Origin of the sequence: Yersinia proxima (genome assembly GCF_902170785.1) — a bacterium.
Classification (GTDB): Bacteria; Pseudomonadota; Gammaproteobacteria; order Enterobacterales; family Enterobacteriaceae; genus Yersinia; species Yersinia proxima.
Genome location: NZ_CABHYG010000004.1, coordinates 922,488 through 937,248, shown reverse-complemented (window position 1 = coordinate 937,248; position 14,761 = coordinate 922,488). Strand labels below are relative to the sequence as shown.

The window sequence follows — 14,761 nt, the reverse complement described above, 5'->3', positions numbered from 1 at the left end:
ATTTTCAGCGATGATTCCAGATTGGATTGGCTGGCTGGGTAGAAATACCGAGCGGGTTAATTAAAACAGAATTTGCCTGGCGGCCATAGCGCGGTGGTCCCACCTGATCCCATGCCGAACTCAGAAGTGAAACGCCGTAGCGCCGATGGTAGTGTGGGGTCTCCCCATGCGAGAGTAGGACACTGCCAGGCATCAAACACGAGTTATCAGAATGACATCTGGTGACTGACAAAATCGCGATGAGCGGTTTTACACAGCCGAGGAAGGCTGGTCCTGTAAAGGATGGGTATCAGGAAGATACACGTAAAAGAATCGGTGGAGCGGTAGTTCAGTTGGTTAGAATACCTGCCTGTCACGCAGGGGGTCGCGGGTTCGAGCCCCGTCCGTTCCGCCACTTATTGCAAAGACCCTGAATCCTAGATTCAGGGTCTTTTTGCCTTCCAAAAGTTGTTAATATTTTTGCCTCTTCCTCTCTAGATTTCCATTCCTAAGTATTCTCTTATCTTATTCACTGAATATCCCACTTATGCATGGCCACATAACTCCGTTTAACTGAATACATTTAGATTATTGAGTGTGATATTTGATTTATAATCATAAGTATTATGCTTAATGCACCATTTTTTGTTGGTAAAACTCTTGTCATAATTAATTTAGTTTTTCATCAGCTCCATGATTTACGACTGCATGAAAATTCTTAATTACTTTTCAAGACAAACTTACCATCAAAAAATAAGGAATGATAATGAGCGTACCTGCATTCGGTTTAGGAACTTTTCGTCTCCAAGATCAAGTTGTTATTGATTCGGTGAGCCAAGCATTAGCATTGGGCTATCGTGCAATCGATACAGCGCAAATATATGAAAATGAGGCTGCAGTTGGCCAGGCTATCGCAAAAAGTGGTGTTAAGCGTGACGAGTTGTTCATCACTACTAAGATCTGGATTGCGAATTTAGCGCAAGGGAAATTAATTCCCAGCCTGCAAGAGAGTTTGCAGAAGCTGAAAACTGATTATGTGGATCTGACATTGATTCACTGGCCATCACCAAATGATGAGGTATCTGTTGCTGAATTTATGGCTGAGTTGATGAAAGCCAAAGAGTTAGGATTAACCCGCCAGATTGGTATCTCTAATTTCACCATTGATTTAATGAAGCAGGCTATAGCTGCAGTAGGCGCTGAGGCCATAGCGACTAACCAAATTGAGTTATCTCCATTACTGCAAAACCGCAAGGTTGTTGAGTTCGCTCAGGAAAATGGTATTGCCATTACTTCTTATATGACGCTGGCTTATGGCAAGGCATTAGAAGAGCCTGTTATTAAGGAAATTGCTGGACAGCGTGGTGCGACACCTGCACAGGTCATTTTAAGCTGGGCAATGCAATTGGGTTACAGTGTTATTCCTTCATCAACCAAAGTGGCTAATTTAGCCAGCAATCTGTTGGCTCAGGATTTACAGCTGAGCGCAGAAGATATGGCGCTTATCGCCACGCTAGATCGTGATGAACGACTGGTAAGCCCTGATGGTTTAGCACGAAAGTGGGACTAACTTTAGATTAAGTACTGACGAAACCACCTCTCATGAGGTGGTTTTCACTTTATCGGATTTATCGGTATTAGGCGTTCATTGATAAAATCAATAAAACAGCGTAGCCGATTACTGACCGCCTGGTCACTGTAATACACAGCATTAATCGGCATTGCGACTGGCAAAGTGTGTTCTCGTAGTATCGGTACTAAATCTCCACGTTGCAGATCTTGCTGGATCATAAAATCTGACAGGCAGGCAATACCATTACCCTCAAGACACAGGCGACGCTGCGTCTCTCCATTATTTGATGCCAGATCTGACTTAATCTCATAAAGTTGTCCATCAGCACCTGCCAGAGGCCAGCGGTTTAATATGGGCAAATCATTAAACCCCAGACATAAATGATGATCTAAATCTGCGACTGTCTGCGGTGTGCCATGCTGCTTCAAGTAGGCTGGCGAAGCGAGAATATGTCGATAACTGGTCATCAGTTTTCTGGCTCGCAACGTTGAATCTTGTAACGTTCCCACCCTGATCGCGATATCCACTTTTCGCTCAATAAGATTGATAAATGTCTCAGAAGAAACCAGCGATAAAGTCACCAAAGGGTAGCGCTGACGAAATTCAGCCATTAATGGCGCAATAATATGCAGTATCACTGGAGTTGAGGCATCAATTCGGAGCAATCCTTTAGGATTTAATTGATTATCAAGAAGCTCATTTTCTGCTGTCGCCATTTCCCGCAAAATACTTTGTACCCGTCGAAAATAGTGCTCACCTTCCTGAGTCAGGCTGATTTGTCGCGTGGTGCGATTGAGCAAAGTGACACCTAATTTATTCTCAAGTTTCTTTACTGTTCGGCTTACTACTGAATTTGCTTGCTCGAGTTGTTCCGCGGCACGGCTGAAACTGCCACATTCCACCACAGTGACAAAGGTAATCAGTTCATCTGAGTTTGCTTTCATTGTTGCCACTCCAGCAAAAATATTTTGATATTTTGAGCATTTTTGTCATTTAAACATAGGCCCATAATAGCCGCTATCAAATTGAGCTGTTTTTCATCACTGTTTTCTGGAGTTTATAATGCCACTCGCTTTACTGGCACTGACCATCAGTGCATTCGCTATTGGTACTACCGAGTTTGTTATTGTCGGGCTGGTGCCGACGATCGCTCAGCAACTGGGTGTTTCTGTCCCATCGGCGGGGTTATTAGTTTCAATTTATGCATTGGGAGTGGCTATTGGTGCTCCGGTGCTGACTGCATTAACAGGGCGGATCCCTCGAAAAGTGCTGTTGATTGGACTCATGATTTTGTTCACGTTAGGTAACTTATTAGCTTGGCAATCACCGGGTTACGAATCATTGGTTGTCGCCCGTTTATTAACCGGTTTAGCTCACGGGGTATTTTTCTCAATAGGATCGACCATTGCAACCAGCCTGGTGCCTAAAGAGAAAGCAGCCTCTGCTATTGCCATTATGTTTGGTGGCTTGACGGTGGCTCTGGTGACAGGGGTTCCGTTAGGGACATTTATTGGGCAGCATTTTGGCTGGCGAGAAACGTTTCTGGCGGTGTCACTGATCGGTGTTGTTGCCATTATCGCCAGTACTATTTTGGTGCCAAATAATATACCTAATAAAGCATCGGCCAGTATCAAACAACAATTACAGGTGCTCACCCATCCACGTTTATTGCTGATTTACGGTATCACTGCGCTAGGATACGGCGGTTTCTTTACCATGTTTACTTTCCTGGCTCCTGTTATGCAAGAGTTGGCGGGGTTCTCGGCTGCTGCGGTAAGTTGGATTTTGCTGGCGTACGGTATATCCGTTGCGATTGGCAATATTTGGGGCGGAAAACTGGCTGATCGCCATGGTGCCGTGCCTGCTTTGAGCTTTATCTTTACTGCATTGGCAGGTCTATTATTTGTTTTCCAGTTCAGCGCCAACAATAGTATTGCGTCACTGATTACTTTGCTGGTTATGGGGGTTTTTGCCTTCGGTAATGTTCCTGGGTTACAGGTTTATGTGGTGCAAAAGGCGGAAGAATATACACCACATGCCGTTGACGTCGCCTCTGGTTTGAATATTGCTGCATTTAACGTAGGAATTGCGTTAGGGTCAATTATTGGGGGGCAGGCAGTGACTCGCGTGGGATTAGCCCAGACCCCATGGATTGGCGGAGTGATTGTTGTTGCTGCATTACTTTTGGTGAGGCTAAGCGGTAAACTGGATAAAAAACACTCAAACCAGGTGGTTGCCAGCTAATTCTATTTTTTCAGCCCACATTGTGGGCTTTTTTGTTCATAGAGGCCTTATTAGTGCATTATGAATAACATAGATTGAATCTATCCCTGAGTATCCCAATATCAAAAAGACAACATGGGCAAAAGACATTACTGACTGGAACATCTGCGCGTATAATCAGTGAACTATCAGCTGCGGTTATCTTACCAGCCAGCATGATTTCGAATAAGGAATAAGCCATTAAAGTGCCGAAACGAACATATGCAATGCGGTATGTTGCAGGCCAACCAGTTGAACAGATTTTCCCAGGCTCCGCGAAACAATTGGGGCAAGGGTTACCGCCAGGCGCACCATTGCCGACAACTGAATTTCTGCGTGTAATGGTGTGGAATATCTTTAAGCAGCAGCGGGCGCAATGGCTATCTGTGCTTAAAGAATTCGGACGTGATGCTCAACTGATGCTACTGCAAGAAGCACAAACAACACCCGAGTTGGTGAGGTTTGCTACGTCTCATTATCAGGCGGCTGATCAGGTTCCTGCATTTGCATTGCCTCAACACCCTTCAGGCGTGATGACATTAGCGGCCACCCACCCAGTCTACTGTTGCCCATTGAGAGAACGGGAGCCGCTGCTGCGCTTGTCTAAGTCGGCGTTAATTACTGTTTATCCTATTCATGATGGCCGCTTATTGATGGTTGTGAACATTCACGCGGTGAATTTTAGTCTGGGTGTTGATGTTTACAGTAAACAGTTAGAGCCGATTGGTGAACAAATTGCGATGCACCGTGGCCCGGTTATTTTAGCGGGGGATTTCAATGCCTGGAGTCGCCAGCGGGTTAATGCTTTACAGCGTTTTGCCCAAGGTTTGGGTCTGGAAGAAGTTGAATTTAGTACCGATAACCGCAGTCGTGCTTTCGGCAAACCTCTCGATTTCGTGTTTTATCGCGGCCTTACTCTGGCAGATGCCTCAGTATTAGTGACACGAGCCTCGGACCACAATCCACTTCTGGTTGAGTTTCAGCCATAAAAAAAGCACCCCGAAGGGTGCTTTTTAACAGCATTGTAATGATTCTGAATTTATGCGTCCGGGGTTGATTTGCCGTTAACGAACAGCGTCAATTTCAAACCTGGCAGCAATTTATTAGCTTTGCTGACTACCGAATTCCATCGCATCACATCGTCGGTGTTTACACCGTGACGCTTGGCAATACTGGCAAACGAATCACCTTTACGAACTTGATAGGTGATGCTGTTGCTGCTTGTTGTATTGCTTGCCAGTTGCAGGGTTTGCCCAACTTTTAAGGTGCTCTTGGCACTTAAGTTGTTCCAACTCTGCAAATCGCTGGTCTTGATATTCAACCGCTTGGCAATCGTAGATAAGGTATCGCCGGGACGAACTTTATACTGCGAATTTGATGCTGATTTTGTGCTGTTCTGCGCCAACTTGGTTGGTTGAACGGCGGCAATATCAGTATCTGCCAATGAATCTTTAAGCTGCTCAGCATGGGCTTTCGGCAACATAATATAACGAGGACCGTGTCCAGCTGGTGCCGTTACATTGCGCTTATACCCAGAATTAAAGGATTTCAACTTTGTCAGTGACATCCCCGCCATCTCAGCCGCCTGAGTTAGCTCTATCTGCTGACCAACATCAACTCGCGCCAATGCACGGTCTTTGTCGGGTTCAGGTAAGGTTATACCGTACTTTTTGCTGTTCTTGATTAAATCACCCAAGGCCAGCATTTTTGGAACATAAATTGATGTTTCACGAGGAAGCGACAATGCCCAAAAGTTCGTCGGTTTACCCTTTGCCTTATTTGCTTTCACCGCTTGCATGACTCTGCCTTCACCGCTGTTATACGCAGCGACTGTTAACAACCAGTCACCGTCAAACATCTTGTTCAGGCGCTCCATCATATCAAGCGCTGCTTTGGTAGAAGCAACCACATCTCTGCGGCCGTCATACCATTGGTTTTGTTTCAAGCCATAATTTCGACCGGTACTTGGCACTATCTGCCACAGCCCTGCGGCGTTGGCGGATGATGTCGCGTGTGGGTCAAAAGCGCTCTCCACTATGGGTAGCAGTACCAATTCCATCGGCATCTTACGTTTCTTAATCTGCTCGACTATCAGGTACATGTACGGCTCTGCCCGTAATGTTACATCGTGGAGATAGCTCTTATTTTTTAAGTACTTTTGCTTCTGTTCACGGATCCGGGAATTTTCCGGAACCTTCATCTTCAGCTCGTCGCTAATGAAGTTCCACAAATCTTGTTGCGCGAGGCTACTCTCACTATCCAGCCATCGCGCGCTGCCCACTCGGGCGCTATTTGTGTACTCTCCTGCTTCACTCTCTTGACCTGCCGAAGACAAACTCTGTGCATGCTGTACAGGAGCCTGAACGCCCACCTTGGACGTCTGGCACCCAACAAGCAAGACTGAGGCGAGAAATATCGCTTTGGTCTTCATGTGTGTGTCAATGTAGTTGCTTAAAAGACGACCAATCATACTTTGCTTCGATAAAAAACACAACTAAAAGCTCAGAAGCGGTCTTTCTGTGCCCGTAATTCGGAAAAAACTGAGACAAGTGAGTCCGGTGGAGACATTACGCCTATTTTTCTTTGTAAATCAATGTCATTGCAACGTAAAAAAACATTAATTTTCCGCTCAATTTGCAATTTTACGGGTAAGCTAGGTTGGTTTTTTGCTCGTAATTGCATGATTTGCTGCTGATATGTAGCAATGTCTTGATCTGAGGGCAGAATAAAACGGGCAAACTTAAGATTTGCGAGAGTATATTCATGCGCGCTGCAAATTAAGGTGTCATCAGGGAGTTGTGCGAGCTGTTGAATCGATGCGTACATTTGCGCCGGAGTGCCCTCAAATAGTCTGCCGCAGCCGGCGGAAAATAGCGTATCACCACAGAAAAGATAAGGTTTGCTGTAGTATGCGATATGCCCAAGGGTGTGGCCGGGAACGGCAATTATCTGGTAGTTTTGGCCACCAATACTCAGGTTATCGCCCCCATTGACAATAATTGTCGCACCTTTATTTGCGGTTTCTTGTGGCCCATAGACCGGAATTTCGGGGAAATGGCGGCGCAAATCAGCGACGCCCCCAACGTGATCGTGATGATGATGGGTTAATAATATGGCCTGAGGAAGGTACTGGCCTTGGCTCAGTGCGGCCAGTACGGGGGCTGATTCACCAGGGTCAACAATGACACAGTGCTTTTGTGTATCTGCCAACAACCAAATGTAATTGTCTTGAAATGCTGGAATGCTGATAAGATTCATTAGATACCTCTTTTATTGGCAACAGTTTGAAAGAAGACGTTAAAACATGAAACCAGCACAAACACGCCAAAAGATCGATGCGCCCGCATCTTGGGCTGAGTTACCTTGGGGAGAGTATTATCGTGCAGCAATTGAGCTGCAGTTGCAGCCCTGGTGGCCGAAATTCTTTGGTTTCCACTTACTGAAGATAGGCCATTTGAGTGCCGAAATCGCCAGCGATAAATGCGCTATCTCCCATCAGGTGAATGTGGGGGAGCAGGGCAAAAATATGCAGGTGCTTGCCAGCCCATATCAGTTACCTTTTGCTGAAAAATCGGTGGATGCTTGCTTACTGTCCCATACTTTAGCCTATGCTGCTGATCCGCACCGCATTTTACGTGAGGTGGATCGGGTGCTGATTGATGACGGCTGGTTGGTTATCAGCAATTTTAATCCAATGAGCCTCTTAGGGGCGGGGAAGTTGGTGCCGTTATTGCGTCAGCGGCAACCCCATGTTAGCCGCATGTTTACTCAAATGCGCTTATTGGATTGGCTCAGTTTATTAAATTATGAAGTTTTATATTTGTCACGCTTTCATGTGTTGCCGTGGCATAAAGAAGGTGGGCGCTTTATCAGCACCCATCTGCCGGCGTTGGGGTGTGTCAGCTTGATTGTTGCCCGCAAACGCACTATTCCGTTAACGTTTAATCCGATGAAGTTCGGCGCGCGTAAACCGTGGTTCAGCCGAGCTGTTGGGGCAACGAAAAGCTATCGTGATCAACCTTGATGGTGCAGTCACATTAAGGTTGAAAGGTTAATTGGGGTTATAACCGGTATCTTCTAACGTCGGTGAGTTTGCGCCTTCACGGGCCAGTTCATCACAACGCTCGTTTTCCGGATGTCCCGCATGGCCTTTTACCCATTCCCATTGTATTTGATGGGTTTGAATAGCCAGATCCAGTCGCTGCCATAAATCGACATTACGCACCGGTTTGCGGTCGGTGGTTTTCCAGTCGCGCTTTTTCCAGTTATGAATCCACTGAGTAATCCCCTGGCGCACATATTGGCTGTCGGTGCTAAGAGTGACTTCGCAAGGTGAGGTCAACGCTTCCAGCGCCACGATAGCAGCCATTAGTTCCATGCGATTGTTTGTTGTCAGGAAATAGCCAGCGCTAAAGGTTTTTTCATGTTGTTTGTAACGCAAAATTGCGCCATAACCACCGGGGCCGGGATTGCCAAGGCAAGATCCGTCGGTGAAAATTTCTACCTGTTTAGTCATCTCTGGTAGACTCTTCCTATCTGATTAAACGTTAAGTCTGACATAAACGAGCGCTATGAGCACTGGCAATATGCAAGTTACACCGACCAGACAGATTGTTCTGGATACTGAAACCACCGGTATGAATAAGCTGGGCGTTCATTATGAAGGCCATAAGATTATTGAGATCGGCGCAGTTGAAGTGATCAACCGTCGTCTGACCGGTAGGAATTTCCATGTTTATATCAAACCTGACCGTCTGGTCGATCCGGAGGCTTACGGGGTTCATGGTATCAGCGACGAGTTTTTAGCTGATAAACCCACCTTTGCGGATATTGCACCGGAGTTTCTCGAGTTTATCCGTGGCGCTGAGTTAGTCATCCATAATGCAGCGTTTGATATCGGCTTTATGGATTATGAGTTCCGAATGTTGCAGCAGGACATTCCGAAAACTGAAACCTTCTGTACCATCACCGATAGCTTATTACTGGCGCGGCGCTTATTCCCCGGCAAGCGAAATAACCTTGATGCTCTGTGCGATCGCTACCAGATAGATAATACCAAACGGACATTGCACGGCGCATTACTCGATGCCGAAATTCTGGCGGAAGTGTATCTGGCGATGACCGGCGGTCAGACGTCACTTTCCTTCTCAATGGAAGGTGATCAGTCGCAGAATGAATCTTCAGAAGGTATCCAGCGTATTACTCGCCCAGCATCTGGGCTGAAAATAATTTATGCTGCTGAAGATGAGTTGGCTGCTCATGAATCACGTCTGGATTTGGTGATGAAAAAGGGGGGTAGCTGTCTCTGGCGTATGCCACTGGAGACAGACGACAGTATCGACGCAGAAAATAGTGCAAACGCTGAATAAAGTGATATCCAGATGAAAAACTGTGCAAACGGCTTATTTTACTGGAAAAAGTGTTGACGAGATTGTCTTGCATACGTAATATTCGATTCGTTCTTAACCGGAACAGCAGTGTGGTGCGGTAGTTCAGTCGGTTAGAATACCGGCCTGTCACGCCGGGGGTCGCGGGTTCGAGTCCCGTCCGCACCGCCAACATTCAGAAGCCCTGAGTTATTGCTAACTCAGGGCTTCGTTGTATCTATACCCTTCGTACTTGAAGCTGCAGGGGTGTTAGCTACGTTCACTTACCCAAATCACTTACTTGGGTAAGCTCATTGGGATGCATTCGCTTGCTGCCTACCTGCAACTCCAATTACTTTGGGTATACTCTTGGCACTTGAAGCTGCAGGGGTGTTAGCTACGCTCACTTACCCAAATCACTTACTTGGGTAAGCTCATTGGGATTCATTCACTTGCTGCCTACCTGCAACTCCAATTACTTTGGGTATACTCTTGGCACTTGAAGCCGCAGGGGGGCAAAATAATAGAACTCCCCTCTTGGGTAACCGATCAATAAACCCATTTAGAATTTACTGCGTAGCTTTCGCATTACCTGCTTCAGCGGCTGTTTTCACCCAGCCATCAAAGGTTGCCTGATGAGCTTGGATCCAACCATTCACATGACGTTCGATATCGGCATCTGAGGATTCACCGGCATGCATCCGCATGTTCTGAGCATTCACATCATTAATTGATAACTTCATGATGGAGAACAGCTTGGCAGCGGCAGGGTTAGCTTCAGCCCATTTTTTGTTGGCGACAATATGCATCACGCTCGGTGGGAAGCCGTAGTTTGCACCGTTAGAAAGCTGAGTGTCGATAGTTTTGTCCGGCAGGGAAGAGAACGGCACCTGTAACCAGACCACATCACGACCGGGAACCAGTACGTCACTGACCCAATATGGCGTCCAGGTGTAATACAGGATTGGCTTGCCTTCTTTGTAGCGCGTGATGGTATCGGCAATCATGGCAGCATAGTTACCCTGATTGTGGGTTACCGTATCGCTGAGGCCATAGGCTTGGATCTGGTGGTTAATCGGCGCTTCACAACCCCAGCCCGGATTACAGCCGGTGAGATCCGCTTTGCCGTCGTTATTGGCATCAAACAGTTTGGCAATTTTCGGATCTTTTAGCTGCTCAATATTAGTAATATGATATTTATCAGCAGTTTTTTTGTCGATCAAATAGCCCTGCGCCAACCCTTCAATGAAGTTACCCTGACGGTAGAATTTGGCATCGCCACCTGCGGCTGCGTATTGATCATTATGCAGCGGCTCCCAGTTTACGGCCAGATAAGTCGCATCACCTGCGGCAATAGAAGAGTAAGCGACATTGTAATCAACCTCTTTGGTTGGCTGGACGTCGTAACCGAGCTTCTCCAGAGCTTTATTGACCAGCGAGGTCTGGAAGGTTTCTTCCGAAATGGTGCTTTGCAGCGGTTGGACAGTGATGCCTTTGCCCGGTAATTCTGCGGCGGATAAATGAGTGCTTACCAGTGTGGTGAGGGCCAGGGCCCAGATTCCAGTCGTGCGCATAATTTTCCCCTTATCCCCTTCGTTCTTGACACTGCAGCTGTGTTAGCGGCGCTCGCGCACCCGAATCACTTACTGATGTAAGCTCATCGGGATTTACTCGCTTGCTGCCTTGCCGCAGCGCCAATGACTTTGGGGATGACATTGAGCGTAATGAATTGAAATTACTTAGTGTTACGGAATGGTTTGGTGATTAGTCCGATAGGGCCAGTGGCATACCAGCGGCCAATGCCTTTGCTGCGGCGGTCACGGCCTAATGATTGGGTCAGGCGGTCAAGGATAATCGCCAGAATCACGATACCGACACCACCGACAGCGGCTAGCCCCATATCAAGGCGACCAATACCGCGCAGCACCATCTGGCCCAACCCACCAACGGCAATCATTGAAGCAATAACAACCATCGATAATGCGAGCATTAAGGTCTGATTGACACCGGCCATGATGGTTGGCATTGCCAGAGGTAATTGCACTTTGAATAGCATCTGGCGTGGATTAGCACCGAAGGATTCTGCGGCTTCAATGAGGTCTTCTGGTACTTGCTTAATACCCAAAATCGTCAGGCGAACAATGGGCGGCAGGGCAAAGATAATGGTCACCACGACACCTGGGACATTACCAATACCGAACAGCATAACAATGGGCACCAGATAAACGAAGGCTGGCGTGGTCTGCATCGCATCCAGTAAAGGCCGAATAATTCGTGCGGCGTTATTACTGCGCGCCAACCATATCCCGAGCGGTAGCCCGATAAGAATACAGAAGAACAGCGATGTCAGAACCAGTGCCAGTGTCACCATCGCTTGCGACCAGGCACCAATCGCGCCGATGGCAATCAGGGAAACCAAGGTTGCCACCCCCATCCCCAGGGTAGAGAACTGCCAGGCGATCAATGCGAAAACCAAAATCGCCACCGGTGCTGGCATGCCCAGCAATAAGTGTTGGAAGCCACTGAGAATGAAATCAACCGGCACGCGAATGCCTTGGAACAGCGGGCGGAAATGCAGCACCACCCAATCAATACCGTGGGTAACCCACGAATCCAGTGGCACCCAGGTATTATGGAACGGGTCCATCAGGCTGAAATGTTCAGGCGCTGCTGCCGGAGCGCTGTTTAGCCAATCGGTACTTTGTGCGGCTTGGCTCTGTACGGCCTGAGAAGCAACCTCATGGCTCGCGCCGCCTGCGGCACGGCTACCCTCGGCCATGCTCGCTCCCCAAGGGTCAGCAGCGGCTGACAAGGTCTGAGTGCTATCAGTCGCGGCCGGTGCTACTGAAGTTGCCGCATCCGTCGCCCACGGGTTGCTATCAACGGGGATGCTATTTTGGATTTGATCACTCATTTGGCGTCTCCTTATCTAAGGCCTGCAGCAGCATGGCTTTTGAAATAATACCGATATAACTGTTATCTTCACCGACCACAGGAACCGCGCACGGAGCTTGTGCAACCAGTGAAATCAGCTCACTGAGGGGCATATCGGCGGGAACCGGTGCCGGATCAGCCAATAAGGCACTATCCAGTGATTGGTTCTCTGCCAATGCTTTTTTCAGTGAATCTATCGATACCACGCCAATAAACTTCTGCCCGCGTTCCAGCACATAGCCGTAATCGCGGTCTTCGTCCTGAAGCAGTTTTAACGCTGAACGAGGGCCAAAACCCGGTGTTTTACGGATCAAGGATACCGGACGACGACGCGCGATATCTTTGGCACTAAAGACGTGGCTGATGTCGACACCACGGAAGAAGGTGCGTACATAGTCATTTGCCGGATTATTAAGTATTTCATCCGGTGTTCCGACTTGTACTACTTCGCCGCCTTGCATAATGGCAATGCGATCGCCGATACGCATGGCTTCATCCAGGTCATGAGAGATAAAGACGATAGTTCGTTGATGTTTGGCTTGTAGCTTGACCAGTTCATCCTGCATTTCAGTACGAATTAATGGGTCGAGTGCTGAGAAGGCTTCATCCATTAATAGGATATCGGGGTTATTGGCCATAGCGCGGGCTAAACCTACGCGCTGGCGCATCCCACCTGACAACTCGTCGGGATAAGAATGAGCGTAGCTTTCCAGACTCACCTGCCGTAATGCTTCCAAGGCTTTTTCATGACGTTCCGCTTGCGGCACGCCAGCTAACTCCATACCGAATGCCGTGTTATCGAGTACATTCAAATGGGGCATTAATGCAAAGGATTGGAAGACCATGCTTATCTTATTTCGGCGTACGGTGCGCAGGGCGCTATCAGATATTTTGGCAATATCTTCGCCGTCAATGAGCACTTCACCACGAGTAGGTTCTATCAGACGATTGAGAAGGCGTACCAGGGTGGATTTACCGGAACCGGATAACCCCATGATGACGAATATCTCGCCTTCTTCAATGGCCAGATTGGCATCTTTAACGCCAACGGACAAACCAGTTTTAGCAAATATCTGCTCTTTATTCTTACCTGATTCAAGTAGTTTAAAAGCCCGTTCTGGATGCTCACCAAATATTTTATATAAGTTCTTTACTTCGAGTTTAATTGCCATGCAGCTGGTGTATTCCTCTGTCAATTTTGAATTATGTTTATTCGATCAATATTATCCTGATGAAAAAATAGAGCGCCATATACCCTAACACAATGAGAATCTGAGACAACCCTCAATGTTCCTATAATCATTTTTGCAATAGTCCTCATCCCAATATATAAGTTTTTAACTTGTTAATTTACCTGCGTTAATACTATGGTTTTTTACTTTAGATAAATTGTCTAATATTGATAATGAATCTAATGGCTAATTTGAGTGTTAATAGTGTGAATATTGCACATATATCGGCAATATATTTTCTATATTATTGAGAATGTATTTCCTGCAATGAAAGTGCTGAATCCCCCTGATACTCTGGCCTGTAGCCAAATGGGGGATAAGATGAAGTTTTAGATTTGGCTGGGAGAATCTGGCCATATTGCTCTGGTCGCCAGAGAGGGCGAACTCCCCTTTGTTATATTAGCAAAAAGGGGAGTTTTTGTGGGGAAGAGGCGAGCTTAGAAATCCCAGTCTTCGTCCTCAGTATTGACTGCTTTACCTATTACATATGACGAACCTGAGCCAGAGAAGAAATCGTGATTTTCATCTGCATTGGGTGATAATGCTGCCAAAATGGCCGGGTTGACATTAGCCTGACTGGAGGGGAATAGGGCTTCATAACCCAAATTCATTAATGCTTTATTTGCATTGTAATGGAGGAATTTTTTGACATCTTCTGTCCAGCCAACCCCATCATATAGGCTCTCGGTATAGTGCACTTCATTGTCATATAAGTCTTGTAACAAATCGAAAGCAAAATTCTTTATTTCCTGACGGCGATTATTATCTACTTTCTCCAATCCTTTCTGGAATTTATAGCCGATATAATAGCCATGAACTGCCTCATCGCGAATAATCAGCCGAATAAGATCTGCGGTATTGGTTAATCTGGCGCGGCTTGACCAATACATAGGTAAATAGAATCCGGAATAGAATAGAAATGATTCCAGAAATACACTGGCAATTTTCTTCTTCAGTGGGTCGTCATTATTATAATGCTGAAGGATAATATCGGCTTTCTTTTGTAGTGGGCCATTCTCCTCACTCCAGCGATAGGCGTCGTCCACATCCGATGTCATACACAGGGTTGAGAATATGGAGCTGTAAGAGCGGGCGTGCACGGCCTCCATAAAGCTAATATTGGAAAATACCGCTTCCTCATGGGGGGTAATTGCATCTTTAATCAACGCCGGTGCACCCAGCGTATTTTGAATAGTATCGAGCAATGTCAGCCCGGTAAAAACCCGAATAGTCAGTTGCTGTTCATCAGCCGTTAGTTTGGCCCAAGAAGGAATGTCATTTGATAGCGGGACTTTTTCCGGCAACCAAAAGTTAGCCGTCAGGCGGTTCCAGACTTCCAGGTCTTTATCGTCTTCAATTTTATTCCAATTGATGGCACTAACGTGTTTTATCGTTTTTGTTGCATTCATATCATC

Annotated in this window: 13 protein-coding genes, 2 tRNA genes and 1 rRNA gene; 8 read left to right on the top strand and 8 right to left on the bottom strand. The window is 46.8% G+C overall.

Going from position 1 to position 14,761, the window contains the following annotated elements:
• Positions 1-75 precede the first annotated feature (75 nt).
• The 3 genes from rrf to dkgB all read left to right on the top strand — a co-directional run bounded on the left by rrf (position 76) and on the right by dkgB (position 1,549).
• Positions 76-191: ribosomal RNA gene (gene rrf, locus FTB31_RS06390) — 5S ribosomal RNA — on the top strand.
• A 126-nt stretch (positions 192-317) separates the two neighbouring features.
• A tRNA-Asp gene (locus tag FTB31_RS06385) sits at positions 318-394 on the top strand.
• 351 nt (positions 395-745) lie between these two features.
• A complete protein-coding gene (gene dkgB, locus FTB31_RS06380; RefSeq protein WP_227731227.1) occupies positions 746-1,549 on the top strand; it encodes a 2,5-didehydrogluconate reductase DkgB in 804 nt (267 codons plus the stop codon).
• A gap of 44 nt (positions 1,550-1,593) precedes the next feature.
• Here the strand turns inward: dkgB and yafC are convergent, their stop codons facing one another.
• Positions 1,594-2,496 (bottom strand): DNA-binding transcriptional regulator YafC, encoded by a 903-nt coding sequence (gene yafC / locus FTB31_RS06375; RefSeq protein ID WP_050076520.1) that lies wholly within the window; start codon positions 2,494-2,496, stop codon positions 1,594-1,596.
• A gap of 118 nt (positions 2,497-2,614) precedes the next feature.
• On the opposite strand from yafC, the gene FTB31_RS06370 reads away from it, so the two are divergent.
• On the top strand, positions 2,615-3,796 hold the full coding sequence (locus tag FTB31_RS06370) for an MFS transporter (protein ID WP_050076519.1): 1,182 nt from the start codon (positions 2,615-2,617) through the stop codon (positions 3,794-3,796).
• A 224-nt stretch (positions 3,797-4,020) separates the two neighbouring features.
• A complete protein-coding gene (locus FTB31_RS06365) occupies positions 4,021-4,803 on the top strand; it encodes an endonuclease/exonuclease/phosphatase family protein (protein ID WP_005173073.1) in 783 nt (260 codons plus the stop codon).
• 50 nt (positions 4,804-4,853) lie between these two features.
• On the opposite strand, the gene mltD is transcribed toward FTB31_RS06365, so the two are convergent.
• Both mltD and gloB read right to left on the bottom strand, forming a co-directional pair.
• A complete protein-coding gene (mltD, locus tag FTB31_RS06360) occupies positions 4,854-6,245 on the bottom strand; it encodes a murein transglycosylase D (protein WP_077174110.1) in 1,392 nt (463 codons plus the stop codon).
• A gap of 71 nt (positions 6,246-6,316) precedes the next feature.
• Positions 6,317-7,072: a hydroxyacylglutathione hydrolase gene (gene gloB / locus FTB31_RS06355; RefSeq protein WP_227719672.1), complete on the bottom strand. Its 756-nt coding sequence runs from the start codon at positions 7,070-7,072 to the stop codon at positions 6,317-6,319.
• A 46-nt stretch (positions 7,073-7,118) separates the two neighbouring features.
• Here gloB and FTB31_RS06350 point away from each other — a divergent pair, with 46 nt between their 5' ends.
• Positions 7,119-7,838 (top strand): class I SAM-dependent methyltransferase, encoded by a 720-nt coding sequence (locus tag FTB31_RS06350; RefSeq protein WP_050076516.1) that lies wholly within the window; start codon positions 7,119-7,121, stop codon positions 7,836-7,838.
• Positions 7,839-7,865: 27 nt separating this feature from the next.
• Here the strand turns inward: FTB31_RS06350 and rnhA are convergent, their stop codons facing one another.
• On the bottom strand, positions 7,866-8,330 hold the full coding sequence (rnhA, locus tag FTB31_RS06345; RefSeq protein WP_019082105.1) for a ribonuclease HI: 465 nt from the start codon (positions 8,328-8,330) through the stop codon (positions 7,866-7,868).
• Positions 8,331-8,400: 70 nt separating this feature from the next.
• Here rnhA and dnaQ point away from each other — a divergent pair, with 70 nt between their 5' ends.
• Positions 8,401-9,183: a DNA polymerase III subunit epsilon gene (dnaQ, locus tag FTB31_RS06340; protein WP_050076554.1), complete on the top strand. Its 783-nt coding sequence runs from the start codon at positions 8,401-8,403 to the stop codon at positions 9,181-9,183.
• A 112-nt stretch (positions 9,184-9,295) separates the two neighbouring features.
• Positions 9,296-9,372: transfer RNA gene (locus FTB31_RS06335), tRNA-Asp, on the top strand.
• A 377-nt stretch (positions 9,373-9,749) separates the two neighbouring features.
• Here FTB31_RS06335 and proX read toward each other — a convergent pair.
• From proX to nrdF, 4 genes are all read right to left on the bottom strand, one after another.
• Positions 9,750-10,754 carry a glycine betaine/L-proline ABC transporter substrate-binding protein ProX gene (proX, locus tag FTB31_RS06330; RefSeq protein ID WP_050076515.1) on the bottom strand — a complete coding sequence of 335 codons (1,005 nt, stop codon included), beginning with the start codon at positions 10,752-10,754 and terminating at the stop codon, positions 9,750-9,752.
• A 161-nt stretch (positions 10,755-10,915) separates the two neighbouring features.
• Entirely contained in the window at positions 10,916-12,094 is a 1,179-nt protein-coding gene (gene proW / locus FTB31_RS06325; protein WP_227731226.1) for a glycine betaine/L-proline ABC transporter permease ProW, read from the bottom strand.
• Entirely contained in the window at positions 12,087-13,286 is a 1,200-nt protein-coding gene (proV, locus tag FTB31_RS06320) for a glycine betaine/L-proline ABC transporter ATP-binding protein ProV (RefSeq protein WP_050076512.1), read from the bottom strand. Before proV ends, proW begins: the two co-directional genes overlap by 8 nt.
• Positions 13,287-13,783: 497 nt before the next feature.
• Positions 13,784-14,755: a class 1b ribonucleoside-diphosphate reductase subunit beta gene (gene nrdF, locus FTB31_RS06315; RefSeq protein WP_050076510.1), complete on the bottom strand. Its 972-nt coding sequence runs from the start codon at positions 14,753-14,755 to the stop codon at positions 13,784-13,786.
• Positions 14,756-14,761 lie beyond the last annotated feature (6 nt).